Origin of the sequence: Bacillus sp. HU-1818, from assembly GCF_022695965.1 — a bacterium.
Taxonomy (GTDB): Bacteria; Bacillota; Bacilli; order Bacillales; family Bacillaceae; genus Bacillus; species Bacillus atrophaeus.
The window spans coordinates 1-18,010 of record NZ_JAAPBE010000010.1 but is presented as its reverse complement, the minus strand read 5'-3'; the positions used below and the strand labels follow the sequence as shown (position 1 = coordinate 18,010).

Here is an 18,010-nt window from a genome sequence, read left to right as displayed (position 1 = left end):
ATGAAAAAGATTGTGAATCGTATAAAGCTTATCATTCGGTATGGGATAAGATTTCTAAAGCATTAAGGGAGGGTACGGAGTAATGCATGTTCCTGACACTATAAAGAGAGCCATATTACATGGCGGTTATTATTATAAACATGCAATAGAGTCCGCTAATATAATAAGAGACTGGATGAAAGCAAACAATATTGACAGTGATTTTGTGAAAGATTCGTTGATTGACCATATAGAGAATGGGACAGATCAATGGGAAAATTTCATTGAATTTCTTGAAGATCATGATGAACAAGAATTACACAATGAGACAGATGATTAAGGGAGGGAATGGAGTGACAGAAGATAAAGAGTTTTCTCGCTTAAAGAGGAAAGTGAATAGGTTGATTGAAAAATGTGATGAAAACGGTACGGAGTTTAATAATATTGAGATTGGAGCAATTTCAAGAATTGGTCATGCTAAGAGTATGGAGGACTTAGATTGTTCGGTCTTACATAGTATCGACAGCATATTTAAACGTCACAAAATCTGAATAAAACAGCAGCTTTAATGAGAGGAGAAATAAATGATGCTTACATTAAATAAAAGCAACTTGAACTTTTTATTGGATAACGACTTTGAACTAAAGCGATATGAGGAACAGGGATTAACATTTTATACAAAAGTAATAAAGGACAGCCACTCTTTGAAAAAATTGATTGAGTATCATTATGAAATTAATGAAGATGAAGAGATCAATACAAAAGGATCTAGCTTTATCATGGAGATACAGACAAATGGAGAAACCCCACAATGGCTTTTTACTGGTGAATACGAAAAGCTTGGTATACTTCAAGACCAAAATCAGTTTATTGAATATGTAAAAGAAATCGTTAAATTAATTAGGCCAAATCTAAATAACTGAATAAAACATGGATTTTAAAGAAAAGGTACAAAAATAAAATTAGAGTAAAAATAATGTTTGATAACTTAAAGTGATCATGATATACTTGAATTACAAAACAAGGGATATATTACACAATTCACTATTAAATGGAGGTCTTCTTGATATCATGAATCTTTTTAATCTTACCCATGTCGGCATTATTCATAATAAGGCAATTGATTATATAAACAGCACCTTTCCTGGATTATTGGATAAAGTTGAGTATACTTTAGTAGATAAAATAGGAACTGTTGTACTTGATAAAACTGAAGAACATGTTGACTCCGAGTTTCGAGTATTAGGGGCTTATTGTCCAGAATCAAGAACAATCTTTCTTTGCAGAAGATCAACTTTAAAAGCAGCTATCCATGAACTAGGGCATGCCGTACATCATCAGCTATTAAATTATAAATTCTTTAATATCTCTGCAGAAGGTAAATCAGAGAGAGCTGAATACAACTTTAAAGAGGACTTTGCCGAGGCATTTGCTGAGCTTGTTTTAAGAGAGGGGGATAACATATTAACAAAACGAGATATTGAGATTAAAAAAATATTACATGAGGTGTAAGATATGCCGCCTAAAGGTTTTAAGCATTCTAAAGAAACAAAGGGGAAAATAAGTAAAAGTTTAACAGGTAGAAAACTATCTCAAGAAACAAAAAATAAGATGAGCTTGATAAAAAAAGGTCATCCTTTTTATGGGAAAAGAAATTACAAAATGTCTGAACAAGCGAAATCAAATATTAGGCAGGGGATTTTAGAAAAAAGGCAGACAGCTGAATATATTGAGAAGCTTGCTATGTCGAAAATGGGAGAATTAAACCACAGATCAAAACTCAATCAAGAACAAGTTAAATCAATAAGAAGTGAATATCAACTTTTAATTAACAATATGAAAAAGACAGAGGCTCAAAATTTTCTCGCCAACAAGTATGGCGTGAAGAGACCGACAATATCTGATATTGTCCTGTATAAAACTTGGAAGCATATTTAGGAATGAGGATAAAATATTGATTAAGTCAAATTTAAAGCCCATATTAGACGAAAGGAAGATCAGTATTAGGCAGCTATCGAATGATATTGATCATGCTTTTGCAACTGTCAGAAAGCTATACAGAGATGAAATGGAGCGGTACCCAAGAGAGCTGTTAGATAAAGTCTGTACATACTTAAACATTGAGCTGCATGAGTTGTTACTATTCCAAAAAGATCATAATCATATCGATCGCTAATGAGGAAAATGGTAAACTAAAGTTGCAAGCATAGGAAGGAATTACAAATTTTCTGGGTCTGAATAAAACTGTATTTTACAAGAAGCGAGGAATTTAAAATGTCAGATAAAGAATACCTGTTAACATATAAAAAGAATGGAATAACAGATTTTGACTGGTTCGATACTGAGGAAGAGATGAGAGATTTTTACGAAGAAAATAAAAACATTGAGATAATTGATAGCATCCGAATCTGGAATGTCCAAGAAATCGATCTATCGAAATAACAGCAGCCTATGGCTGGGGGAATTTAATGCACCAGGATATATTCAAGGCAATCAAATAAAATCATTCTTTTATATAAATAAGGGGAAAACAATGAAATTAAGCTTGCTTGCTAATGGGGTAGACTCTTTAAAAGCTTCATATAATTCTCTTGAGGACATTGAATATCTTGTTGAAGGGGTAGAGCATAGAGTTAAAGATGCTATCCTTTCTTTGAATCATGCAAATGAAATCCTTTTTAAATTACTTCTTAAACAAAGATCAGAGTGTTTAGTATTTGTTGATATTAAAGCCTATATGAATGCTAAAGAGGAAATGCGTTCTAGAGATAAGAGCAATGTGTTTGAGGTTAAGCCAAGTTTGCAGACAATAGGTATTTCTGAAGCAATCAAAAGGTTAGAATTATTGTGCGATATAGAGGTCTGTTCTTACTTAAAGAAAAGTCTTGATTATTTAAAGCAAAGAAGAAATCAAATAATGCATTATGAAATTAACCTAAATGAAGGTGAATTTAAGGCATTAATAACTAAATTGAAAAATTGCTATGAAAATACAGTTCGTTTTTTCTCTCAGCATATAGAGGGTCTAAGTGACAAAGTAGAGGATGCGAGATTCGAACTATATGAACAAGATCTACTTGATGATCCTGATGTTGAAGGTATGGTTGACGAAGCTTATTATGATTATCTAGCCGGATTGTCTGATCAATAATGAACCAAATAAAATTACGAATTTAAAAGAAAGCGTGGATGGAAAATGAATGTCGACTTTGATAATCTGTCAGTCTTTCAAAAGACACAATTAAATCATATTGTAGACGAACATAAACAAAGAGAGCAAAGAGTTAAACCAATTATTGAGCAGCTTAAAAATTATATGGTGTTGAATATTTGGGAACTTGACTCTTTTCAAATAGCTAAAATCAAGAGAAATGATAAGAAAGAAATCATGTATGCAACTTTCTTAAATTATCAGTCCTTGAAACAGTTCGCTTCAACGTTAGATCACGCTTTGTTAGTGTGTTTAGCCCACAAATATGAAGGACATCATTCAAGTTTTCCTGGATATGCGGAGAGAATGCTAGGAGCCAATTTCATGCCAGAGGAAGAAGAGTCTTAACTAAATAAAATGACAATTTTAATAAGAAAGGGCGCTGTGTATGTTACGAATAATTTTGAATGATGGTCAGGCGCTTTTAAACGATCCTTCAATCGGGTGGAATCTCAACTCAATAGACGCTATCAATGAAACTCTAATTGATACAGGAAGATATGATTTGTATACAAAGGAAAGCGGGTGGTAGCGTCTTTCTGCTAATGATATTAAGACACTGCAAAAAGTTTAAATAAAACAACTCTTTTACAGGAAGCGAAGACAGGAGGTGCAGACTTGAGATCTAATAAAATGTTAAACAGTTATGCTTATACATTGGCATTTTCAAGTTTGTCATCTGGTCTAATCTTTGGCTTGTATATGTTTGTTTATTCAGGTTTTATGGCGATCACATTAATCACAATAGGCATCATAGCATTCTACTCATTTATAGCTTACTTAATATTTGCTTTTCCTATGCAATCCTTACTAAGAAGAAGGCCCGGAAAATTCAGTTTGATTCATTTTTTAATTTACACTGCAGTAGCCTTTTTAGCTGTGTTCTTTTTCTGGTTTGTTGATTATCCGCCAAATGCTCTTACCGTGTTCAGAAGCTTTGAGTATTACATAATGAGCATTGTTGCTGCGTTAATTTATTGGTTCTGGGACTCAATATTTCTGCGAATATAGAACATGTTATTTAAATCATGTATTTCACACCGTTCACAACAAGGAAAAAGGCTGCTGATCCAAACAGTAAATATCCAGACAATTTTTGTTCGCTTAATATCGCTTCAACCCCGACTAATGATAGAAGTGCTGCAACAAATAATTGCATTACCAGCATCAATAATTCATTTTGGTTAAACAGTGAATATACGCACAGAACTAATACAATACAAGAAACCGAAATTATTGCAACTTTTAACAAAGTATCACTCCTTATACAATCATGAATTAACATTAACACGATTATGTGTCTTAATCCGAGAGCATAAAGAATCAAGATAAAAGAAGTGTTTTATTCCAAAAATCATTCTTTTAACGATACAGATAGGGAGAAATTATGATGGGGAAATTAGAAAATAAGATAAACAGGTTGTTGAGTTTAGGGTATGAAGGAGAATACTGGGATTTCAAAGAAAAATGGCATACTGATAATGGGAAATTGGTACATGATATTCTATGTTTTGCAAATACAGTTCACGACAAAGATTGTTTTATAATAGTTGGAGTTTCCGATTCGGGTGAACTTAAAGGTTTGGATGAGCATGAGAGAAAACAACAAGCCAACATTATAGATATGCTTAGAAATTTAAATTTTTCCGGTGATAGACCTAACGTATTTTTAAGATCGTTAAAGTTAAGAGGGAAAACAATTGACGTTTTAATAATACCCAATTCAATTAAGGTGCCTTATTTTTTAAAAAAGGATTACAAAAAAGTAAAATCGGGTTTTATTTACACAAGAACTGGTGACAGTAATACTCCAATTGACCAAAACTCTACAATTTCTGTAATAGAAGCTTTATGGAGAAAGAGATTTGGTTTGAATAAAACAGGGTTAGAACGGTTTAATCAACTCTTGAAAGACAAACTTTCTTGGGAATACAATGATTATGGATACTACTATGCTTATAGTCCTGAGTATGAATTAAGGTATAAATACACCGATTCTCCAAGAGAGACAATAACAGAGTTCTATTCTTATGCTGTGTATAATGAACATACTACAACTCAACAAGCTGAACTTATAGTGAATGGTACAGTTCTTAAGGAAATACAGTTAGTTACGTTAGATGGGGGCAAATATATGACTCCTTCACCTGAGTGGGGATATATTAAGTTTGGGTTCGATGATATATATGATTTTAAATATTTTATTATAGGAGACCTTATATACAATTTACATAATTTCTTTATAGATGAACAAAGTGAAGATGGAATGATTGCTTGCAGAAATTTTTTAGAAGTAGTTTTAATATTTAAAGATGAAGAAGAAAAGGAAAAGTTCTTAGAATTTGTGCAGGATAAACAAGATGATTTCAAAAGTAAGTTAAAGCATGCAAATAATAACAATCATAAAACTGATAACAAAGTTCATCAAAGACGCTTTGCCACTGCTAAAGTATTAAAACAAATGTTTAAGGAGTTTAGAGCAAAAGGAAATGAAAGGTTGATTAATGTATGAGAGAAAAAATTGAAGGGTTGTTGAATGAATTTAAAGAGAACGGAAGTGTGCTAGTTAATACATCTGTGCAAAACTTAGAAGAATCTTTTGAAAAAGCCCTGATTTCAATTACCGAACATTATGATAAAGATTACAAAAATGGATACGTGCGTTTCTTTAAATCAAACAGAAGCTTTTTCTTATGATTATAATTTAAACAAAAAGAGCATTAAACTAAATGCTCTTTTTCATACCGCAACGCCGGCATTCACGTAAGAATATTCCACTCTTCACAGAGCTCTTGAACAAAGTGTAATCACAATTGTCGCAGCGACCGTATTTTACATCTGGATATTCTTTGTAATCATAAACGATTGAAGTATCATACCCGTTTGTTTCGTATTTCTCTTCCACAAGATCACCTATATAATTTATTCAACATACTCAAGAATACCAAATTTCGTTCGATATAGGGAGGGAAACAATGATTGGATTAGCTTATTTTTTAATTATCTGGCTTGGAGTTGGATTGTTGACTGGCATTAAGTTTATTTTTGTTGATCAGGTCTATGATGAAGAGTTTAAAGAACTCATGGATAAAGAAACAGCAGCAGGCATGGAAAGGAATTTGGCCAGCCTGTTTTTCAAAAATAAGCTTAACGTTATTGCCTTTTTCATGTTAATTGGTCTGCTACCATTAGTAATGAGGATTACAAAATTATTTAAAAGAGGTTGATTTATGCCTTTGCTTGATTATTTTTATGTATTGCAGTTTGAAAACAAGGAATACTTCAAATCATTTAAGTTAGATGAGGACGGTTATTTAACCTCTAATGACCTTCATGGAGCTTCTAAAATGCAAACAAAGTTAGAGGTCATTGAGGTAGCAAGTGAGCTCAAAACGAAATGTAATGTGCAATGTGAGGTAAGGGAAATTCAAGTGGTGACTCGGTAAGGGGTGTTCAGGTGTATTGGATAGAGTGGATTGAAGAAGGGGAAAAGAAAAGCAGTGTTGCAGAAGGTTGGATTGAATGTGCTGCTATTCTTGAAGACCTATATCAAAAGCGGTTTGAGTATGTTGAATGGAAGCGGCTATAAAACCGGGTATCGTACTTTTTTAATTATTGTTGATATGATTGGAGAGATATTTTGAAAACATCATATGTAAAAGTAGCAACAATTATCTTGTTTATTTGTATTTCATTAGCGATAGTAGTACATTTATATAATTTTGTAGGAAACGACTTTGACAACGAGATGTTATCAGGTCTTAGTGCAATAGCAACAACTGTTGCAGCGATTGGAGGACTGGCATTATTAATTGTAACTTATATATCTTATACAGAAGTTAGGCGACAACGTGTTGCGATGGAAGAGCCTGCTGTTACAGTCAAAGTAATGCCTGATAAAGAAAGTTTAGGATGTTTAAACTTAGAACTTAAAAATACTGGGGGAGGACAAGCATATGATGTAAATATTGTTTTTAATCCAGACATTCCCTATCGTGATATGTCATTAAATAAGTTAAACATTTTTCAAAGAACTGCTCTTCTAGAAAAAGGAGAAGAAATTAGCTTCTTTTTTAATACTACTGATCAATACAAAAAATCAAATTCACCCATGAAATCAAATGTTTTAATTAGCTATTATACTGCACCAAAAGAAAGCAGAGGAGCCAAAAAAATTGTCCGTTCATATGAGGTTGATTTTGGAGAAAGATATGGATTATCTCACTTGGTCAAACGGAATATGGATGATTTAGTAGATCAGGTGGAAGATTTAAAACACGTCTTGGCTGCAATCCATTCAGTATCGAGGGATAAAAATGATTAATACACTTTTTGAAAATAAATATAAATCGCCTATTACATTAAGAGAATGCACTTTATTTATAGGTTTAGCCCATTTTGATATTAATGAAGCTATCTTTTTTAAGGAAGAGAAGACTGTAAGAGTTAACAGAATAGACAGTAGTTGGATAGGCGAAAGTATCAAATTAGGCTCATATTACAAGGGATATATTACAGCTGAAGCAAGAATGGATCTAATGTTTTTATTTGAAGAAAGTTCAGACGTCTTAAGCCTTATTGGTTATACCGAAAAAGGCTCTAGGGTTATGCTTACTGATTTAAATGTATTTTCCACGTTAAGCGGTGGTGTACATGAATTTAAAACGTATACAGATTTAAAGTGGTTAAACTAATAGTACAACAATGATAATATTTCTAATCAGAAAGGATAATACAGCATGAGCCTAGAGGAATATCAAAAACAATTTGAATTAAACCAATTAGAAGCAAATGCTTTTAAAAGGGGAGTTAAAGAAGGAATGAAACGTGCTGAGCATATTAAAAAAAGAAATGAAAATATGCAAACATTATTATTAGAATGTATTGGTTATGATGATGAGTGGCTTACAACACGAAGCGGTTACAAAAGACAAAAAAGGGATGTGCTCGTTGACATTATATTTGAGCAACGTTCTCTCATGAAATCCATATTTAATAAACTTGAGCCCGAAGCACAGGAAGACTTGAAAAAGGAAATTGAGAAATATTTTTGGCCGGCTATGCACAATGAGGATTAATCCTCATTGTGTCTATATAAAATAATTGTTTTATGTAAAGTTAAAGCCTATAATTCTGGTTTTTTAATACAGAGTGTCAGCAAGTGAAATTCTTAAATGAATAAAAACGGAGAGTTCTAGAAATGAAAAATAATAATATTGACATGAGCAGTTTTATTCAAGGGGTTAAAAGCATAGAGGAATCAACAGAAACTATACATACTGCAATATCAAAATCAATTCAGCCACTGGTTGAATTGCAAAATAGTCTTAGAGAATATTTTAAACTTCCAGAAGTACAAGAGTCATTGACTAGGATGGCAGAAGGATACATCGAAACAATAGAGGACATTAAGCATTATAAAAAGGTAATATTTCTTCTTGGATATCCCCCCTCTGAAAGTACAGATATTATTTTAATGAGACAAATAGGTCGTGAATACGTTGAAAACGGGGAGTTTAATTTAAAAAATACTATAGATGACATCATGAAAGATCATTACAATGCTCAAAGAATTGATGAAATCAAACGGCATTGGGAATGTTATAGTCTGTTGAAAGACAGGCTGCCTTTATTAAGACAATCATTAAATGCACATAACCTTGGAATGTACGCCGTAGCCGTGCCCTCTATTCTGTCGCAAATGGAAGGTATAGTAATAGATGGCTTTCATATTAAACAAAGAGTAAGTGGTTCGCAATTTAGAAACCTATTAAAGATTTTATTCAAAATAGAAGATGATGATAATAGCAAAAGCGATGAACATCCGTTTGACTTTGATAGTACTATTGGAGAGTTTTATTTGAATTTTATATTGGAGCATTTTGAGCATGGACAAGACATTCTTTCCCCTGTTAGTCGCCATGCGATTCTTCATGGCGGTGCAAAGCCGTCTATGTATGCTAAAGAAGAAATTTCACTGAAAATGATAATGATGATGGATAGCATACTTTATAGGGTTAGTAATCTAAAACAAGAGAAGAAAAATAAAGCGAATGCATTTTTTCAATGATTCATTTGTAACAAAGTTGAATACAGTATTAACACTGTATTCAACTAAATAAAATAAGAATTTTATTCAAAACTCAAATATAAAAAATAAGTATATTTTTATTGACTGCATTGACCAAATCCTGTATTATTAAGTTATCAAAAAAAGAACGTACATAAATGAAAAGAGGGGAAGTAATGGAGCTTATAAGAAAAGCTATGAGGAAAGACTTAGAAAATGATAAAACACTCATGAGTAAATGGGCTACGGTAGCTGGACTTAAAAATCCAAATCCCCTTTATGATTTTCTAAATCATGATGGAAAGACTTTTAATGAGTTTTCTTCCCTCGTGAATATTGTAAAAAGTCAGTATTCTGATCGTGAATATGAACTTATGAAAGATTATTGTTTACACCTCGATGTAAAAACTAAAGCTGCGAGAAGTGCACTAGAGTATGCAGATGCTAACAAATTTGTTGAAATAACAGATACTCTTTTGGAAAGAATGGTGAATTGTACAAATAGTAAGAGCAAAGAGTATGGACAAGTTTATAAAATACATAGGAGTCTTACTAATGGTGAGATAGAATTCTTCGATGCTTCAAATAATTTGGGCAGGCTTAAACTAAAAACGGAAGAAATGAACATCTTTTCAAAAATTCTAACGCTTTATCATTACTTAAACACCAGCAATTTTGCACCAATGCAATCCCTGATCGATCAAATTGATTTATCCGGATTAAAAGAAAATCAATTCATTAAGAATTCATTTCAGACTCGAATATATGTATTGAGAGCAAACGTTTATTTAAATGAAAACGACTTAGAAAAGTGTCGAGAATATTCCATGATGGCAATAGAAAGTACTGATGTACTAAGGTTTAAAGTTTTCAGCTATCTAACATTAGGAAATTCTTTTGTGTTCTCTGACTATTCTAAAAGTAGAAGCAGCTATATAAAGGGGCTAAATGCATCAGAAAACAATAAGTTGTTTGCCGAATACTTTAAAAGGAATTTAAGTTTTTTAAGTAATGTTTGGAACAAAGAAAATGAGTGGTTAAACATTAATTCTGACGATATTACAGACATACAGGAAGTAGCACATTTCCTTATTAATAAGAAAGAAGACACAAAGGCACGCCAGCTCTTACAATTACTTGAAAGCAAAGATCAGAATTATAACGAGTTAGGTTTTCATTATTATTTAAAGGGCTTGTTTGAGCAGAATATTGATTATTTTTACGATTCTATTGAATTTTATAAAAAATCTCAAGATAAATTTTTGATTAAGTTACCGTTGATTGCGCTTGAAAATAGCGGTGTTAATAAACGCTTGCTAAAGCTTATCTCAATGTAAAATTAAAGGAGGTGAGAAAATGAAAAAAGTTATAATGTCAGCCTTAATTGTTAGTGCATTGGCTTTAGCTTTTGTTGGAAGCAATATTAACAAAAGTAAAGAAGCGTCTGGAGAGTACGATGTGGCAGGTATGGTACGGGGAGCGTAAATAGCATTGACACAAATCAAGATTAATATTACAATTTTACTTAATTAAATTATCCAGGAATAAGTGGGAAGACGTTTGGCTCATTGGGCTAAGCGTCTTTTGTAATTTAAAGGTCACCACGAGATAAATTCATTTTCGCATAACTAAGGGAAAATAGAATAAACTTTTTAACATCTATACATAACAGGCTTAGGACTAACTGAATAATGATTAAGCACATTCGAAAAAATTTAAAAAAGAATGTGCTATTTGTCGTTAAAACATCTTTACTTATCTTCCTTAATGAATTAAAATGAGTTTAGATATCAAATACAAAAAATAAGTATTATTTTAGGAGTGTGGAATATGTCAGCAATTCAATACTTACAAAGCAGCATGACATTACATAAAAATATATATCAGAAAAAAGTTAGTGCTATTGTGCAGAACGATTTCTTTGCTTACGAAAAGAAAATTGAAAAAGAAAATATAAAGAGAAGGAAGGAAATCAGAAAGGATCTCACTAAAGGATATATTAAGATGCTAAGTGCCCAAAAGGAGGACTAATGGTAATGCAAGTAGTAAACTTTAAGTCTGCAACGGAGAAGAAGAGCAGATATGAAGAGATTGATGAAAGCTTTGCTAATATGGCCAAGCAAACATATCTAGACAGTATCCTTAATATCAGAAAAATGATACTCAATGCAAAAACAGAAAATGATTTAAGGTTAGCGAAGATGGAAGTTAATGCATTGCAACGGGATATTGACCGAGTTCTTTTAGGTGGTGATGGATTATCCAGAAGTGCTGATTGTAATCCGCATTTTAATTCATTGATAATTTTCATTACTCAATTAAAAAAACATATTTCAAATGAATTTGAGCAGTTTATCTATAAACCACAACTATAAGTTGTATTAGGCATTATCCTTATTATACATATTGCTATATAAGGGGGATTCTATGTCAAAGCTGATAAAAAAGCTGATGGAGAAACGTAACATAACAATTGAACGGATGTCCGAGGAAACGATGATTGATATTGTAAGTCTTAAAAGAATCATCGATGAACCAGATGAGGGAGATGTTGTTTCCATGAAGCTTATTGCTTTGGTATTGGATGTCTCTATTGATGATTTATTAAACGATTCAAAACGAAGGGAGGAATAATCAATTGAACGCAGAAGTTAAATCAATAAAGAATTATAATGTGTTTAATGACATTATGAGCTATCTCTACAGTAAGGATATAGCCAGCAGCTCAGGGAATTCAAGGTATCTACCGCAAGATGCAACGAGTATATCCAACACAAGAAAGAATTATACTGGAGATATAAAAAACTTCTTTCGAACTCTAAAAGGAAAAGAAATAGAACATTTAAGTGAAAATGATTTAGTAATTTCGAAAAGTGAATTGACTAGTTATATCAAACATCTTCAAAATGAAGGACTCGTAAACAAAACCATTAAAAGAAAACTTACTGCTGTGAAAATGCTTTACAAATACCTTAATCATGATTATAAAGAATATGTAGATTTAAGTGTGTTTGATACTGTAGGAAAGTTGAAAACAATAGATAGAAACTGGGGCAGAACAAACAAAGAAGAGGCAGACTTAATAGCTGAAGATTTATTTATAAATGAACGACAAAAACCTTTGATGAAAAAGCTTTTTGTAAAGGCAGCTACTAGAACTTCTTTTCGTTTAAATGCTCTTTTAAGAATTAGATGGTGTGATTTTGAACATGATGCTCACACAGGGCATTATGTGGTAACAGTTATTGATAAAGGATCAAGAGTAGTTACAACGGGTATAAACCAAGTGTTTTACGAAGAGCTGTTACAGCTAAGAGAAGAGAACTCGCTCGAAACAGACTATGTCTTTAAAGGACTTTCTGAGCAATCAGTAAGAGACTCATTAAAGCGTTCAAAAGAGAGGCTGGGCATCCCTCCAGAAAGAGATCTGAAATTTCATTCGTTTAAAGGCGTTGGTATTGATTATGTTTATGAGCATACTGGCCACGATCTATTAGCAGCAAGGGAACAGGGAAATCACAGCAATGTTTCAACTACCGAGAGGTATATGAGCAAAAGAAGCGATATTACAAACTCAGCTGGTGTAACTATGGATGAAGAAATTGATATCAGACCCCTATACGAAGCAAGCAAAGAGGATTTTATCTCTTATTTTGAAAATATAGAACCGGTGGCACTAAAAAAATTCCTTAAATTCTTATCGGAATCAAATGGGAATTGATTAATAATGACTATTTTTTATATTTCTCTTGATAATAAAGTGTCCCTTTGGTAACTTTATTTTAGCAACATGATATGAGGTGAAAGCAATAATGACAGTGATCTTTGACGAGGCAGCAAATGAGAAATTGCTCTCCGAAATGAGAGATGTGTTTTCTAAAAGAAAGCATATCAGATCTTTTATTAATAATGTTCATATAACAATGGCTGAATACAAAATATCTCCTGGCTCTACACAGAAAGTAATTAACGAGTTAGAGAATCCAGATATGGATTTGTCTAAGGAGTATATGTATTTCTTAGCAAAGTGTTTGTACACCATTCTGGAATCAGAAAGATTTAATCCAGCCAACTATTTTACTGAAAAAGATATGCAAGAGATTGAAACACTATGGGAAGGTGAAATAGAGGAAGAGATTAAGCTGCCTTATACTTTTAATGGAGCAGTTAAATACTCTGACAGTAACCTGACTTTTCAAATAACTGCGGAAGAACTTTATAGGTTGTTTGAAAATAAGCTTCTTCACTATAATCCTAATGCTCAAAGGACAAATAAAATAAAAAAAATAGAGGGCTCTGATGTTGAAATCCCTGTCCCTCAGTTAAACAAACAATCTGTAGAGGAAATTAAAGAATTGTTTAAAGAGGGAAAACTAATCAGTTCAATGTTCACCTTTAATGCACGTTTAGGAAGTTCCAATGAAGGAATTGAATTAGATTATCATGAAGAGGATATGACTCTTACTGTAAAGGAAGGGACTGTATTAGATGTGCTCGATGGCTATCACAGGTTGGTAGGTATTACTACGGCAATTAGACAGTATCCTGAATTAAAACATTTATTGAAGCGTGTGTTTAAAGTGGATATATACAACTATACTCAAAAACAAGCTAGAGAACACTTTGGACAGCAAAACACAATAAATCCTGTTAAAAAATCTAAAGTTGCTGAGATGAATCAGCATTATTATTCAAATAAAATAGTTAAATTTATTCAAGATAACAGTCTAATCGGAGATTATATAAAGACCAATGGAGATTGGGTTAAGCAGGATCAAAATATGCTGATTACTTTCTCTGATTTTAAGAAAGCAATTGAGCGCAGCTATTATAAAAAGGATTTTAACAACCAAGCAGACATTTTGAAGACAGGGAGATATTTGGCTGCCTTTTTTGATGCTCTGGCCACTTTTTATATAGATGAATTTTTAGGGGATATTGCAGGAGAAAGAAAGAAATCCTTCGTTAATAGTCATATTTTCTTTAATGGATACGTCTTGTTAGCAAAACGATTCCATGATCTAGAGATTTCAATCGATGATATTGAATCTAAAATTGAAGAAGTTCTAAAACCCATTGATTTTAATAAAGATAATAAACTTTGGGATCAACTAGGAACAGTTGATAAAAACGGAAATGCTAAATCACCACAAAAAATCTGTGATTTCTTTAGAAAAATCGAGATAAATCAGCAATTCAATTAGCTTAGGAGATGTTTGACGTAATGTACAATAGTGATATTAAGGAAAAGTACCTAGATACTGTTTCAGAAGCGGTAGCTCATCAATTAAAACCTTTGTTTTCAAAATCAGAGATAACAGAAAATCTCTATAGTAAAGACATCTACGATTTCACCTCTATGCAGATTCTTGAATTAATTAGGTCTTATGATCAAACGACAATTGGGAGCGTAAAAAGAACTTTATCATTATTGTCAATGTATATAGATTGGGCGGCATCTTATAATTTAAGTAAAGGAACAGTGAATTTAGCAAGAACTATTTCAACTGATGAATTGTATGAATGTCTAGGTGATAAGAAACTTTACATTTCTTTTAGTGAACTAGAGGACATGCAAAATAAATTGCTTAATTACCAGTCTAAAGCAGTCTTAAGATGCTTATTTGAAGGCATATCAGGACTAGCACATTCTGAACTCCTTAGTTTGTCGAAACAGCAAATAGAAGAAGCAATGTTAAATGACAATGTATTGACGCTACATGACAAAAAGAACGGTATTCGGAAATTAAAAGTAAGTAGTGATTGTCTTGTTATAGCGTTAAATGCTTCCAAGGAGACTAAATATAAATTAAAAAATGGTAGAGCAGAGGGTCAAACGAAAGAAGTATCATTAGCTGAAAATGATTATGTAATCAAGACAAAGAAAACAAGAAGTAAACACGATGGAGAAGCAGGTAAACACATAGTTACAAATCTAATTACCGATATCTCAGATTTCTTTAAAATTAATTTCCTCACTCCAAACACTATTGTTAGGTCAGGGCACTTATATCGCGCTTACCAATTATATAAAGAGAAGGGCGTGATTGATAACTCTGTCAGATACCAAATCATAGATGACTTTAATTTGATTGTTAGCAATAAACACAGAGCGGTCTACAATATGAAAGACTATATAAATGAAGACGAAGTAAAGAAATGTTATGCGGAGGAATTAGGATTAAAAGAAGAAACCATATAGTGTCATCAACCCACTCAATCTTGAGTGGATTTTTTATTGAGACAAAAAGTAAAAATAAGTATAAATATTGTATTTTAAACTGATTTTAAAAATAATTTGAAATTCGACAAATTAAGACAAAATAAACCCTTTCCACAATTGGTAACCTGTAGTAATATAGTCATGTAAACCATATGGTTTACTCAGGAGGAGACCAAGACATTAGTCTTAGTCGTTAACTCAATGCCTTTCAACCTTGAATTCATAGAGGTCTTCCACATTACAATCTAATGCAGCAGCGATTCTTTTAGCAGTTCTAATTGTCATTTCTGTCTTTTTCAACCGATTATAATCGCTCAATTGCTGTTTCTTCATGCCGACTATTTCTGCCAGCTCATTGATTGTAATGTCTTTCTTTCTACAAAGTTCAGGTATCAAGCATTGCCCGATCTCAACTTTGATCATAATCGGACATCCTCCTGCTAGTTCTGTTATGGAAAGACATAATACATATCATACCATACGATGACTTCAAATAACCACTAGCGTAATACCCACATTAAATGTATAATGTTATTAAACAAAACAGAACGCTTGTTCCCTTGTCGAGCTGTCAATAAAGAGAAAATTATAGTATAGGAGAATGAGGATGGCAGGTTATTTGAACAACATCTCGTTAAATCTTGAAATTGTATTGAAAAATAAGGCGAAAAATGAAGAAATCTCAGTAGGTATTGTAGAAAGACTTTGTGAAAAATTGCTGGTAGCAAGAGAGGTGTCCTTTGCCCAAGCTGACGGTACCGTTGAAAAATTTAAGTTGTGCGACATTGAATACGAAATAACGAATACTGAAGAAACGCATTAAATAAAATAAATAGGAAGACTCCATTGCAGCATGAATCACAGCATAGTTGGAGCTTGTAGGTGAACACGTGAAATTATCTGTTGATCTTCAGGATTACAACAACGTCAACCTAAAACTGACAAAAAAAGTACTGACTTCTGAGAATTATCAATTCCTTTTAAACTTTAACGGCAAAAGGCTAGATCTCACAGTTTCTGTGACCCCAGAGAATCTTATTAAAATAAGAGACAATATCAATGAATTAATATTTAGGTTCACTGATTAAACATCAAATTCGATCATTCTTTAAAAAATTGATCGAATTTGATTGACAATAACAGTAAAGTGATTTATGTTATAGTTAAGTATAAAAAATAAGGATATTAAAGAGGTGAGATGGAGAGGCAGATGCTTTTGGATGAAAAACTAAACAAGTTGAATGATTCATATGTGGCTTTACTTGACCATAAAAGTAATGGTGATTTAAGGAGAGTAATTGGGGAATTTCATTCAATTATTGACTATGCATATGAAGGAATGTACATAACAGAAACAATACTTAACCAAGAGGGAGAAGGCTAATGAACATAGTAAAGTCTGCGACAAACCGTATGATCACTTTAAGCGACAACAATAAAGCAAGTTTGGTTAGAAGAATTATAGAAAAAGAGAAGCTTGGATACGAATGCATTACACCGATTGAGAGTCATTACTATGAATTTGTTGCTGGAGGTTCTAATAAAAGAGGATGCAAATACCGAAGAGAATACATAGGATGTACAAAACATTACGCCAAGATGATGCTCCATCCACAAAAGTGAAATATAAGTATATAAAATGTAAGTTTTATCGAGATTCAGATAAGGAGGAATAACATGGGTGCATTAATCGCTAAGCAGCCGAATGGACGGTACTGCAGATTTAGTTCAGTGGTAGTCTGTCCGACGCACATCAATATGACGTGTGAAGACTATTTAAATAATTTTACTGGGACAACAAAAGGAAGGGAGGATGCTGAAGACACACTGACGAATTATCTCAGGCCGTTTCACGAAGTTATAAAGTGGTACAAGCCGCTGAATATGAGCGAAAAAGAGTTTGTAGTTGTGTTGAAGGAAATGTGTGATAAAAATCCAAAGGAGCCGCGGATATTATGAACACAGTATACAGAGTTTGGGACGGCGAGCAGATGCATTTTTGGGATGATGAGGGATTGAGTCTCGTTATTACAGGCGAGGGATGGAGCTTGTACCGCCATACCAACTTTTCACTTCATCCAATTCGGCTTGCGGATAGCACACAAAAAAATGCGGCTCTCATGTGGGGAACAGGATTGAAGGATAAGAACGAAAAAATGATTTATGACAAAGATTCAATATTAGATCATGGCACTGATACAAGATCAATTGTTAGGTACGACAATGAACAAGCTGGATTTTATCTTGATCTAGGAATCGGAGGCGCTTTTTTGGTGGGTGATCTTGAAGTAATCGGAGATGCTTATCAAAATCCTGAGTTATTGGAGGGTGTGGAATGATGAACAAAAAGGATAAAGAAATTTTCGCATCAATAAAAGCAAAGCAAAAAGAATTAGGGAAAGAATGGGATAGATTTTGTACTGAACCAGACTATCGAATGTCAGAGGAAAGACAGGCTGATTTCATTGAAAGAATGTTTCTTATTTATTACATTGAGCAGTATTTGGAGATTAAGGAGGGCGCGGAG

At 32.8% G+C, this 18,010-nt stretch carries 37 protein-coding genes; 34 read left to right on the top strand and 3 right to left on the bottom strand.

From position 1 onward, the window contains the following. Positions 1–82 precede the first annotated feature (82 nt). From GXP75_RS21155 to GXP75_RS21105, 11 genes are all read left to right on the top strand, one after another. Positions 83–319 (top strand): hypothetical protein, encoded by a 237-nt coding sequence (locus GXP75_RS21155; RefSeq protein WP_242557800.1) that lies wholly within the window; start codon positions 83–85, stop codon positions 317–319. A gap of 13 nt (positions 320–332) precedes the next feature. Beyond that, entirely contained in the window at positions 333–530 is a 198-nt protein-coding gene (locus GXP75_RS21150; RefSeq protein ID WP_242557799.1) for a hypothetical protein, read from the top strand. Positions 531–566: 36 nt separating this feature from the next. Next, entirely contained in the window at positions 567–902 is a 336-nt protein-coding gene (locus GXP75_RS21145; RefSeq protein WP_242557798.1) for a hypothetical protein, read from the top strand. A gap of 148 nt (positions 903–1,050) precedes the next feature. After that, complete coding sequence (locus tag GXP75_RS21140; RefSeq protein WP_242557797.1) at positions 1,051–1,491, top strand: hypothetical protein; 441 nt, start codon at positions 1,051–1,053, stop codon at positions 1,489–1,491. A 3-nt stretch (positions 1,492–1,494) separates the two neighbouring features. Continuing rightward, positions 1,495–1,917, top strand: coding sequence for an NUMOD3 domain-containing DNA-binding protein (locus GXP75_RS21135; RefSeq protein WP_242557796.1), 423 nt, complete (start codon positions 1,495–1,497; stop codon positions 1,915–1,917). A 16-nt stretch (positions 1,918–1,933) separates the two neighbouring features. Then, complete coding sequence (locus GXP75_RS21130) at positions 1,934–2,155, top strand: helix-turn-helix domain-containing protein (RefSeq protein ID WP_242557795.1); 222 nt, start codon at positions 1,934–1,936, stop codon at positions 2,153–2,155. Positions 2,156–2,253: 98 nt separating this feature from the next. Next, the gene (locus GXP75_RS21125; RefSeq protein WP_177230650.1) at positions 2,254–2,421 is read left to right on the top strand and encodes a hypothetical protein; all 168 of its coding nucleotides are present in this window, start codon (positions 2,254–2,256) and stop codon (positions 2,419–2,421) included. Beyond that, a complete protein-coding gene (locus GXP75_RS21120) occupies positions 2,393–3,130 on the top strand; it encodes a hypothetical protein (protein ID WP_242557794.1) in 738 nt (245 codons plus the stop codon). Before GXP75_RS21125 ends, GXP75_RS21120 begins: the two co-directional genes overlap by 29 nt. A 45-nt stretch (positions 3,131–3,175) precedes the next feature. Next, positions 3,176–3,538, top strand: coding sequence for a hypothetical protein (locus GXP75_RS21115; protein ID WP_242557793.1), 363 nt, complete (start codon positions 3,176–3,178; stop codon positions 3,536–3,538). Positions 3,539–3,578: 40 nt separating this feature from the next. After that, positions 3,579–3,722, top strand: coding sequence for a hypothetical protein (locus GXP75_RS21110; protein WP_242557792.1), 144 nt, complete (start codon positions 3,579–3,581; stop codon positions 3,720–3,722). 101 nt (positions 3,723–3,823) lie between these two features. Continuing rightward, positions 3,824–4,201, top strand: coding sequence for a UPF0715 family protein (locus GXP75_RS21105; RefSeq protein ID WP_242557801.1), 378 nt, complete (start codon positions 3,824–3,826; stop codon positions 4,199–4,201). A 10-nt stretch (positions 4,202–4,211) separates the two neighbouring features. Here GXP75_RS21105 and GXP75_RS21100 read toward each other — a convergent pair whose 3' ends face one another. Then, positions 4,212–4,442, bottom strand: coding sequence for a hypothetical protein (locus GXP75_RS21100; RefSeq protein WP_242557791.1), 231 nt, complete (start codon positions 4,440–4,442; stop codon positions 4,212–4,214). Positions 4,443–4,580: 138 nt separating this feature from the next. On the opposite strand from GXP75_RS21100, the gene GXP75_RS21095 reads away from it, so the two are divergent. Next, the gene (locus GXP75_RS21095; protein ID WP_242557790.1) at positions 4,581–5,702 is read left to right on the top strand and encodes an AlbA family DNA-binding domain-containing protein; all 1,122 of its coding nucleotides are present in this window, start codon (positions 4,581–4,583) and stop codon (positions 5,700–5,702) included. Continuing rightward, entirely contained in the window at positions 5,699–5,887 is a 189-nt protein-coding gene (locus GXP75_RS21090) for a hypothetical protein (protein WP_242557789.1), read from the top strand. The genes GXP75_RS21095 and GXP75_RS21090 overlap by 4 nt, the downstream gene beginning before the upstream one ends. A 28-nt stretch (positions 5,888–5,915) precedes the next feature. Here GXP75_RS21090 and GXP75_RS21085 read toward each other — a convergent pair whose 3' ends face one another. Then, positions 5,916–6,095, bottom strand: a complete 180-nt coding sequence (locus GXP75_RS21085; RefSeq protein WP_003231000.1) for a DUF8096 family protein — start codon at positions 6,093–6,095, stop codon at positions 5,916–5,918. A 70-nt stretch (positions 6,096–6,165) separates the two neighbouring features. On the opposite strand from GXP75_RS21085, the gene GXP75_RS21080 reads away from it, so the two are divergent. The 15 genes from GXP75_RS21080 (at position 6,166) to GXP75_RS21010 (ending at position 15,462) form a co-directional block, all read left to right on the top strand. Beyond that, positions 6,166–6,417 carry a hypothetical protein gene (locus GXP75_RS21080; RefSeq protein WP_242557788.1) on the top strand — a complete coding sequence of 84 codons (252 nt, stop codon included), beginning with the start codon at positions 6,166–6,168 and terminating at the stop codon, positions 6,415–6,417. A 3-nt stretch (positions 6,418–6,420) separates the two neighbouring features. Further along, on the top strand, positions 6,421–6,636 hold the full coding sequence (locus tag GXP75_RS21075) for a hypothetical protein (RefSeq protein WP_242557787.1): 216 nt from the start codon (positions 6,421–6,423) through the stop codon (positions 6,634–6,636). A gap of 11 nt (positions 6,637–6,647) precedes the next feature. Next, a complete protein-coding gene (locus GXP75_RS21070; protein WP_242557786.1) occupies positions 6,648–6,779 on the top strand; it encodes a hypothetical protein in 132 nt (43 codons plus the stop codon). A gap of 51 nt (positions 6,780–6,830) precedes the next feature. After that, positions 6,831–7,514, top strand: coding sequence for a hypothetical protein (locus GXP75_RS21065; RefSeq protein WP_242557785.1), 684 nt, complete (start codon positions 6,831–6,833; stop codon positions 7,512–7,514). Continuing rightward, positions 7,507–7,884 carry a hypothetical protein gene (locus tag GXP75_RS21060; RefSeq protein WP_106361188.1) on the top strand — a complete coding sequence of 126 codons (378 nt, stop codon included), beginning with the start codon at positions 7,507–7,509 and terminating at the stop codon, positions 7,882–7,884. The genes GXP75_RS21065 and GXP75_RS21060 overlap by 8 nt, the downstream gene beginning before the upstream one ends. A gap of 45 nt (positions 7,885–7,929) precedes the next feature. Then, complete coding sequence (locus GXP75_RS21055) at positions 7,930–8,268, top strand: hypothetical protein (protein WP_242557784.1); 339 nt, start codon at positions 7,930–7,932, stop codon at positions 8,266–8,268. A 122-nt stretch (positions 8,269–8,390) separates the two neighbouring features. Further along, positions 8,391–9,260: a hypothetical protein gene (locus GXP75_RS21050; protein WP_242557783.1), complete on the top strand. Its 870-nt coding sequence runs from the start codon at positions 8,391–8,393 to the stop codon at positions 9,258–9,260. 176 nt (positions 9,261–9,436) lie between these two features. Next, the gene (locus GXP75_RS21045) at positions 9,437–10,597 is read left to right on the top strand and encodes an AimR family lysis-lysogeny pheromone receptor (protein ID WP_242557782.1); all 1,161 of its coding nucleotides are present in this window, start codon (positions 9,437–9,439) and stop codon (positions 10,595–10,597) included. 19 nt (positions 10,598–10,616) lie between these two features. Further along, on the top strand, positions 10,617–10,745 hold the full coding sequence (locus tag GXP75_RS21040; protein WP_242557781.1) for a lysogeny pheromone AimP family peptide: 129 nt from the start codon (positions 10,617–10,619) through the stop codon (positions 10,743–10,745). 345 nt (positions 10,746–11,090) lie between these two features. Next, on the top strand, positions 11,091–11,291 hold the full coding sequence (locus GXP75_RS21035; RefSeq protein ID WP_242557780.1) for a hypothetical protein: 201 nt from the start codon (positions 11,091–11,093) through the stop codon (positions 11,289–11,291). 5 nt (positions 11,292–11,296) lie between these two features. Continuing rightward, a complete protein-coding gene (locus GXP75_RS21030) occupies positions 11,297–11,635 on the top strand; it encodes a hypothetical protein (RefSeq protein WP_242557779.1) in 339 nt (112 codons plus the stop codon). Between the two features lie 52 nt (positions 11,636–11,687). After that, entirely contained in the window at positions 11,688–11,894 is a 207-nt protein-coding gene (locus GXP75_RS21025; RefSeq protein ID WP_061571716.1) for a helix-turn-helix domain-containing protein, read from the top strand. Positions 11,895–11,898: 4 nt separating this feature from the next. Then, positions 11,899–12,981, top strand: coding sequence for a tyrosine-type recombinase/integrase (locus tag GXP75_RS21020; protein ID WP_242557778.1), 1,083 nt, complete (start codon positions 11,899–11,901; stop codon positions 12,979–12,981). Positions 12,982–13,072: 91 nt separating this feature from the next. After that, positions 13,073–14,464, top strand: a complete 1,392-nt coding sequence (locus GXP75_RS21015) for a DNA sulfur modification protein DndB (protein WP_242557777.1) — start codon at positions 13,073–13,075, stop codon at positions 14,462–14,464. Between the two features lie 20 nt (positions 14,465–14,484). After that, on the top strand, positions 14,485–15,462 hold the full coding sequence (locus GXP75_RS21010) for a phage lytic cycle repressor MrpR family protein (RefSeq protein ID WP_242557776.1): 978 nt from the start codon (positions 14,485–14,487) through the stop codon (positions 15,460–15,462). A 219-nt stretch (positions 15,463–15,681) separates the two neighbouring features. Here GXP75_RS21010 and GXP75_RS21005 read toward each other — a convergent pair whose 3' ends face one another. After that, positions 15,682–15,906: a helix-turn-helix domain-containing protein gene (locus GXP75_RS21005; protein ID WP_003325934.1), complete on the bottom strand. Its 225-nt coding sequence runs from the start codon at positions 15,904–15,906 to the stop codon at positions 15,682–15,684. A 184-nt stretch (positions 15,907–16,090) separates the two neighbouring features. On the opposite strand from GXP75_RS21005, the gene GXP75_RS21000 reads away from it, so the two are divergent. The 6 genes from GXP75_RS21000 to GXP75_RS20975 form a co-directional block, all read left to right on the top strand. Next, positions 16,091–16,306: a YopT family protein gene (locus tag GXP75_RS21000; RefSeq protein ID WP_061571720.1), complete on the top strand. Its 216-nt coding sequence runs from the start codon at positions 16,091–16,093 to the stop codon at positions 16,304–16,306. A gap of 387 nt (positions 16,307–16,693) precedes the next feature. Next, on the top strand, positions 16,694–16,867 hold the full coding sequence (locus GXP75_RS20995) for a hypothetical protein (RefSeq protein ID WP_307444458.1): 174 nt from the start codon (positions 16,694–16,696) through the stop codon (positions 16,865–16,867). Then, positions 16,867–17,106, top strand: a complete 240-nt coding sequence (locus tag GXP75_RS20990; RefSeq protein WP_242557775.1) for a hypothetical protein — start codon at positions 16,867–16,869, stop codon at positions 17,104–17,106. Before GXP75_RS20995 ends, GXP75_RS20990 begins: the two co-directional genes overlap by 1 nt. A 54-nt stretch (positions 17,107–17,160) precedes the next feature. Further along, positions 17,161–17,442 carry a hypothetical protein gene (locus tag GXP75_RS20985; protein WP_242557774.1) on the top strand — a complete coding sequence of 94 codons (282 nt, stop codon included), beginning with the start codon at positions 17,161–17,163 and terminating at the stop codon, positions 17,440–17,442. Continuing rightward, positions 17,439–17,822: a YopX family protein gene (locus GXP75_RS20980; protein WP_242557773.1), complete on the top strand. Its 384-nt coding sequence runs from the start codon at positions 17,439–17,441 to the stop codon at positions 17,820–17,822. Before GXP75_RS20985 ends, GXP75_RS20980 begins: the two co-directional genes overlap by 4 nt. Next, the coding region (locus tag GXP75_RS20975; RefSeq protein WP_242557772.1) for a hypothetical protein at positions 17,819–18,010 on the top strand (192 nt) is incomplete at its 3' end. The genes GXP75_RS20980 and GXP75_RS20975, both read left to right, overlap by 4 nt.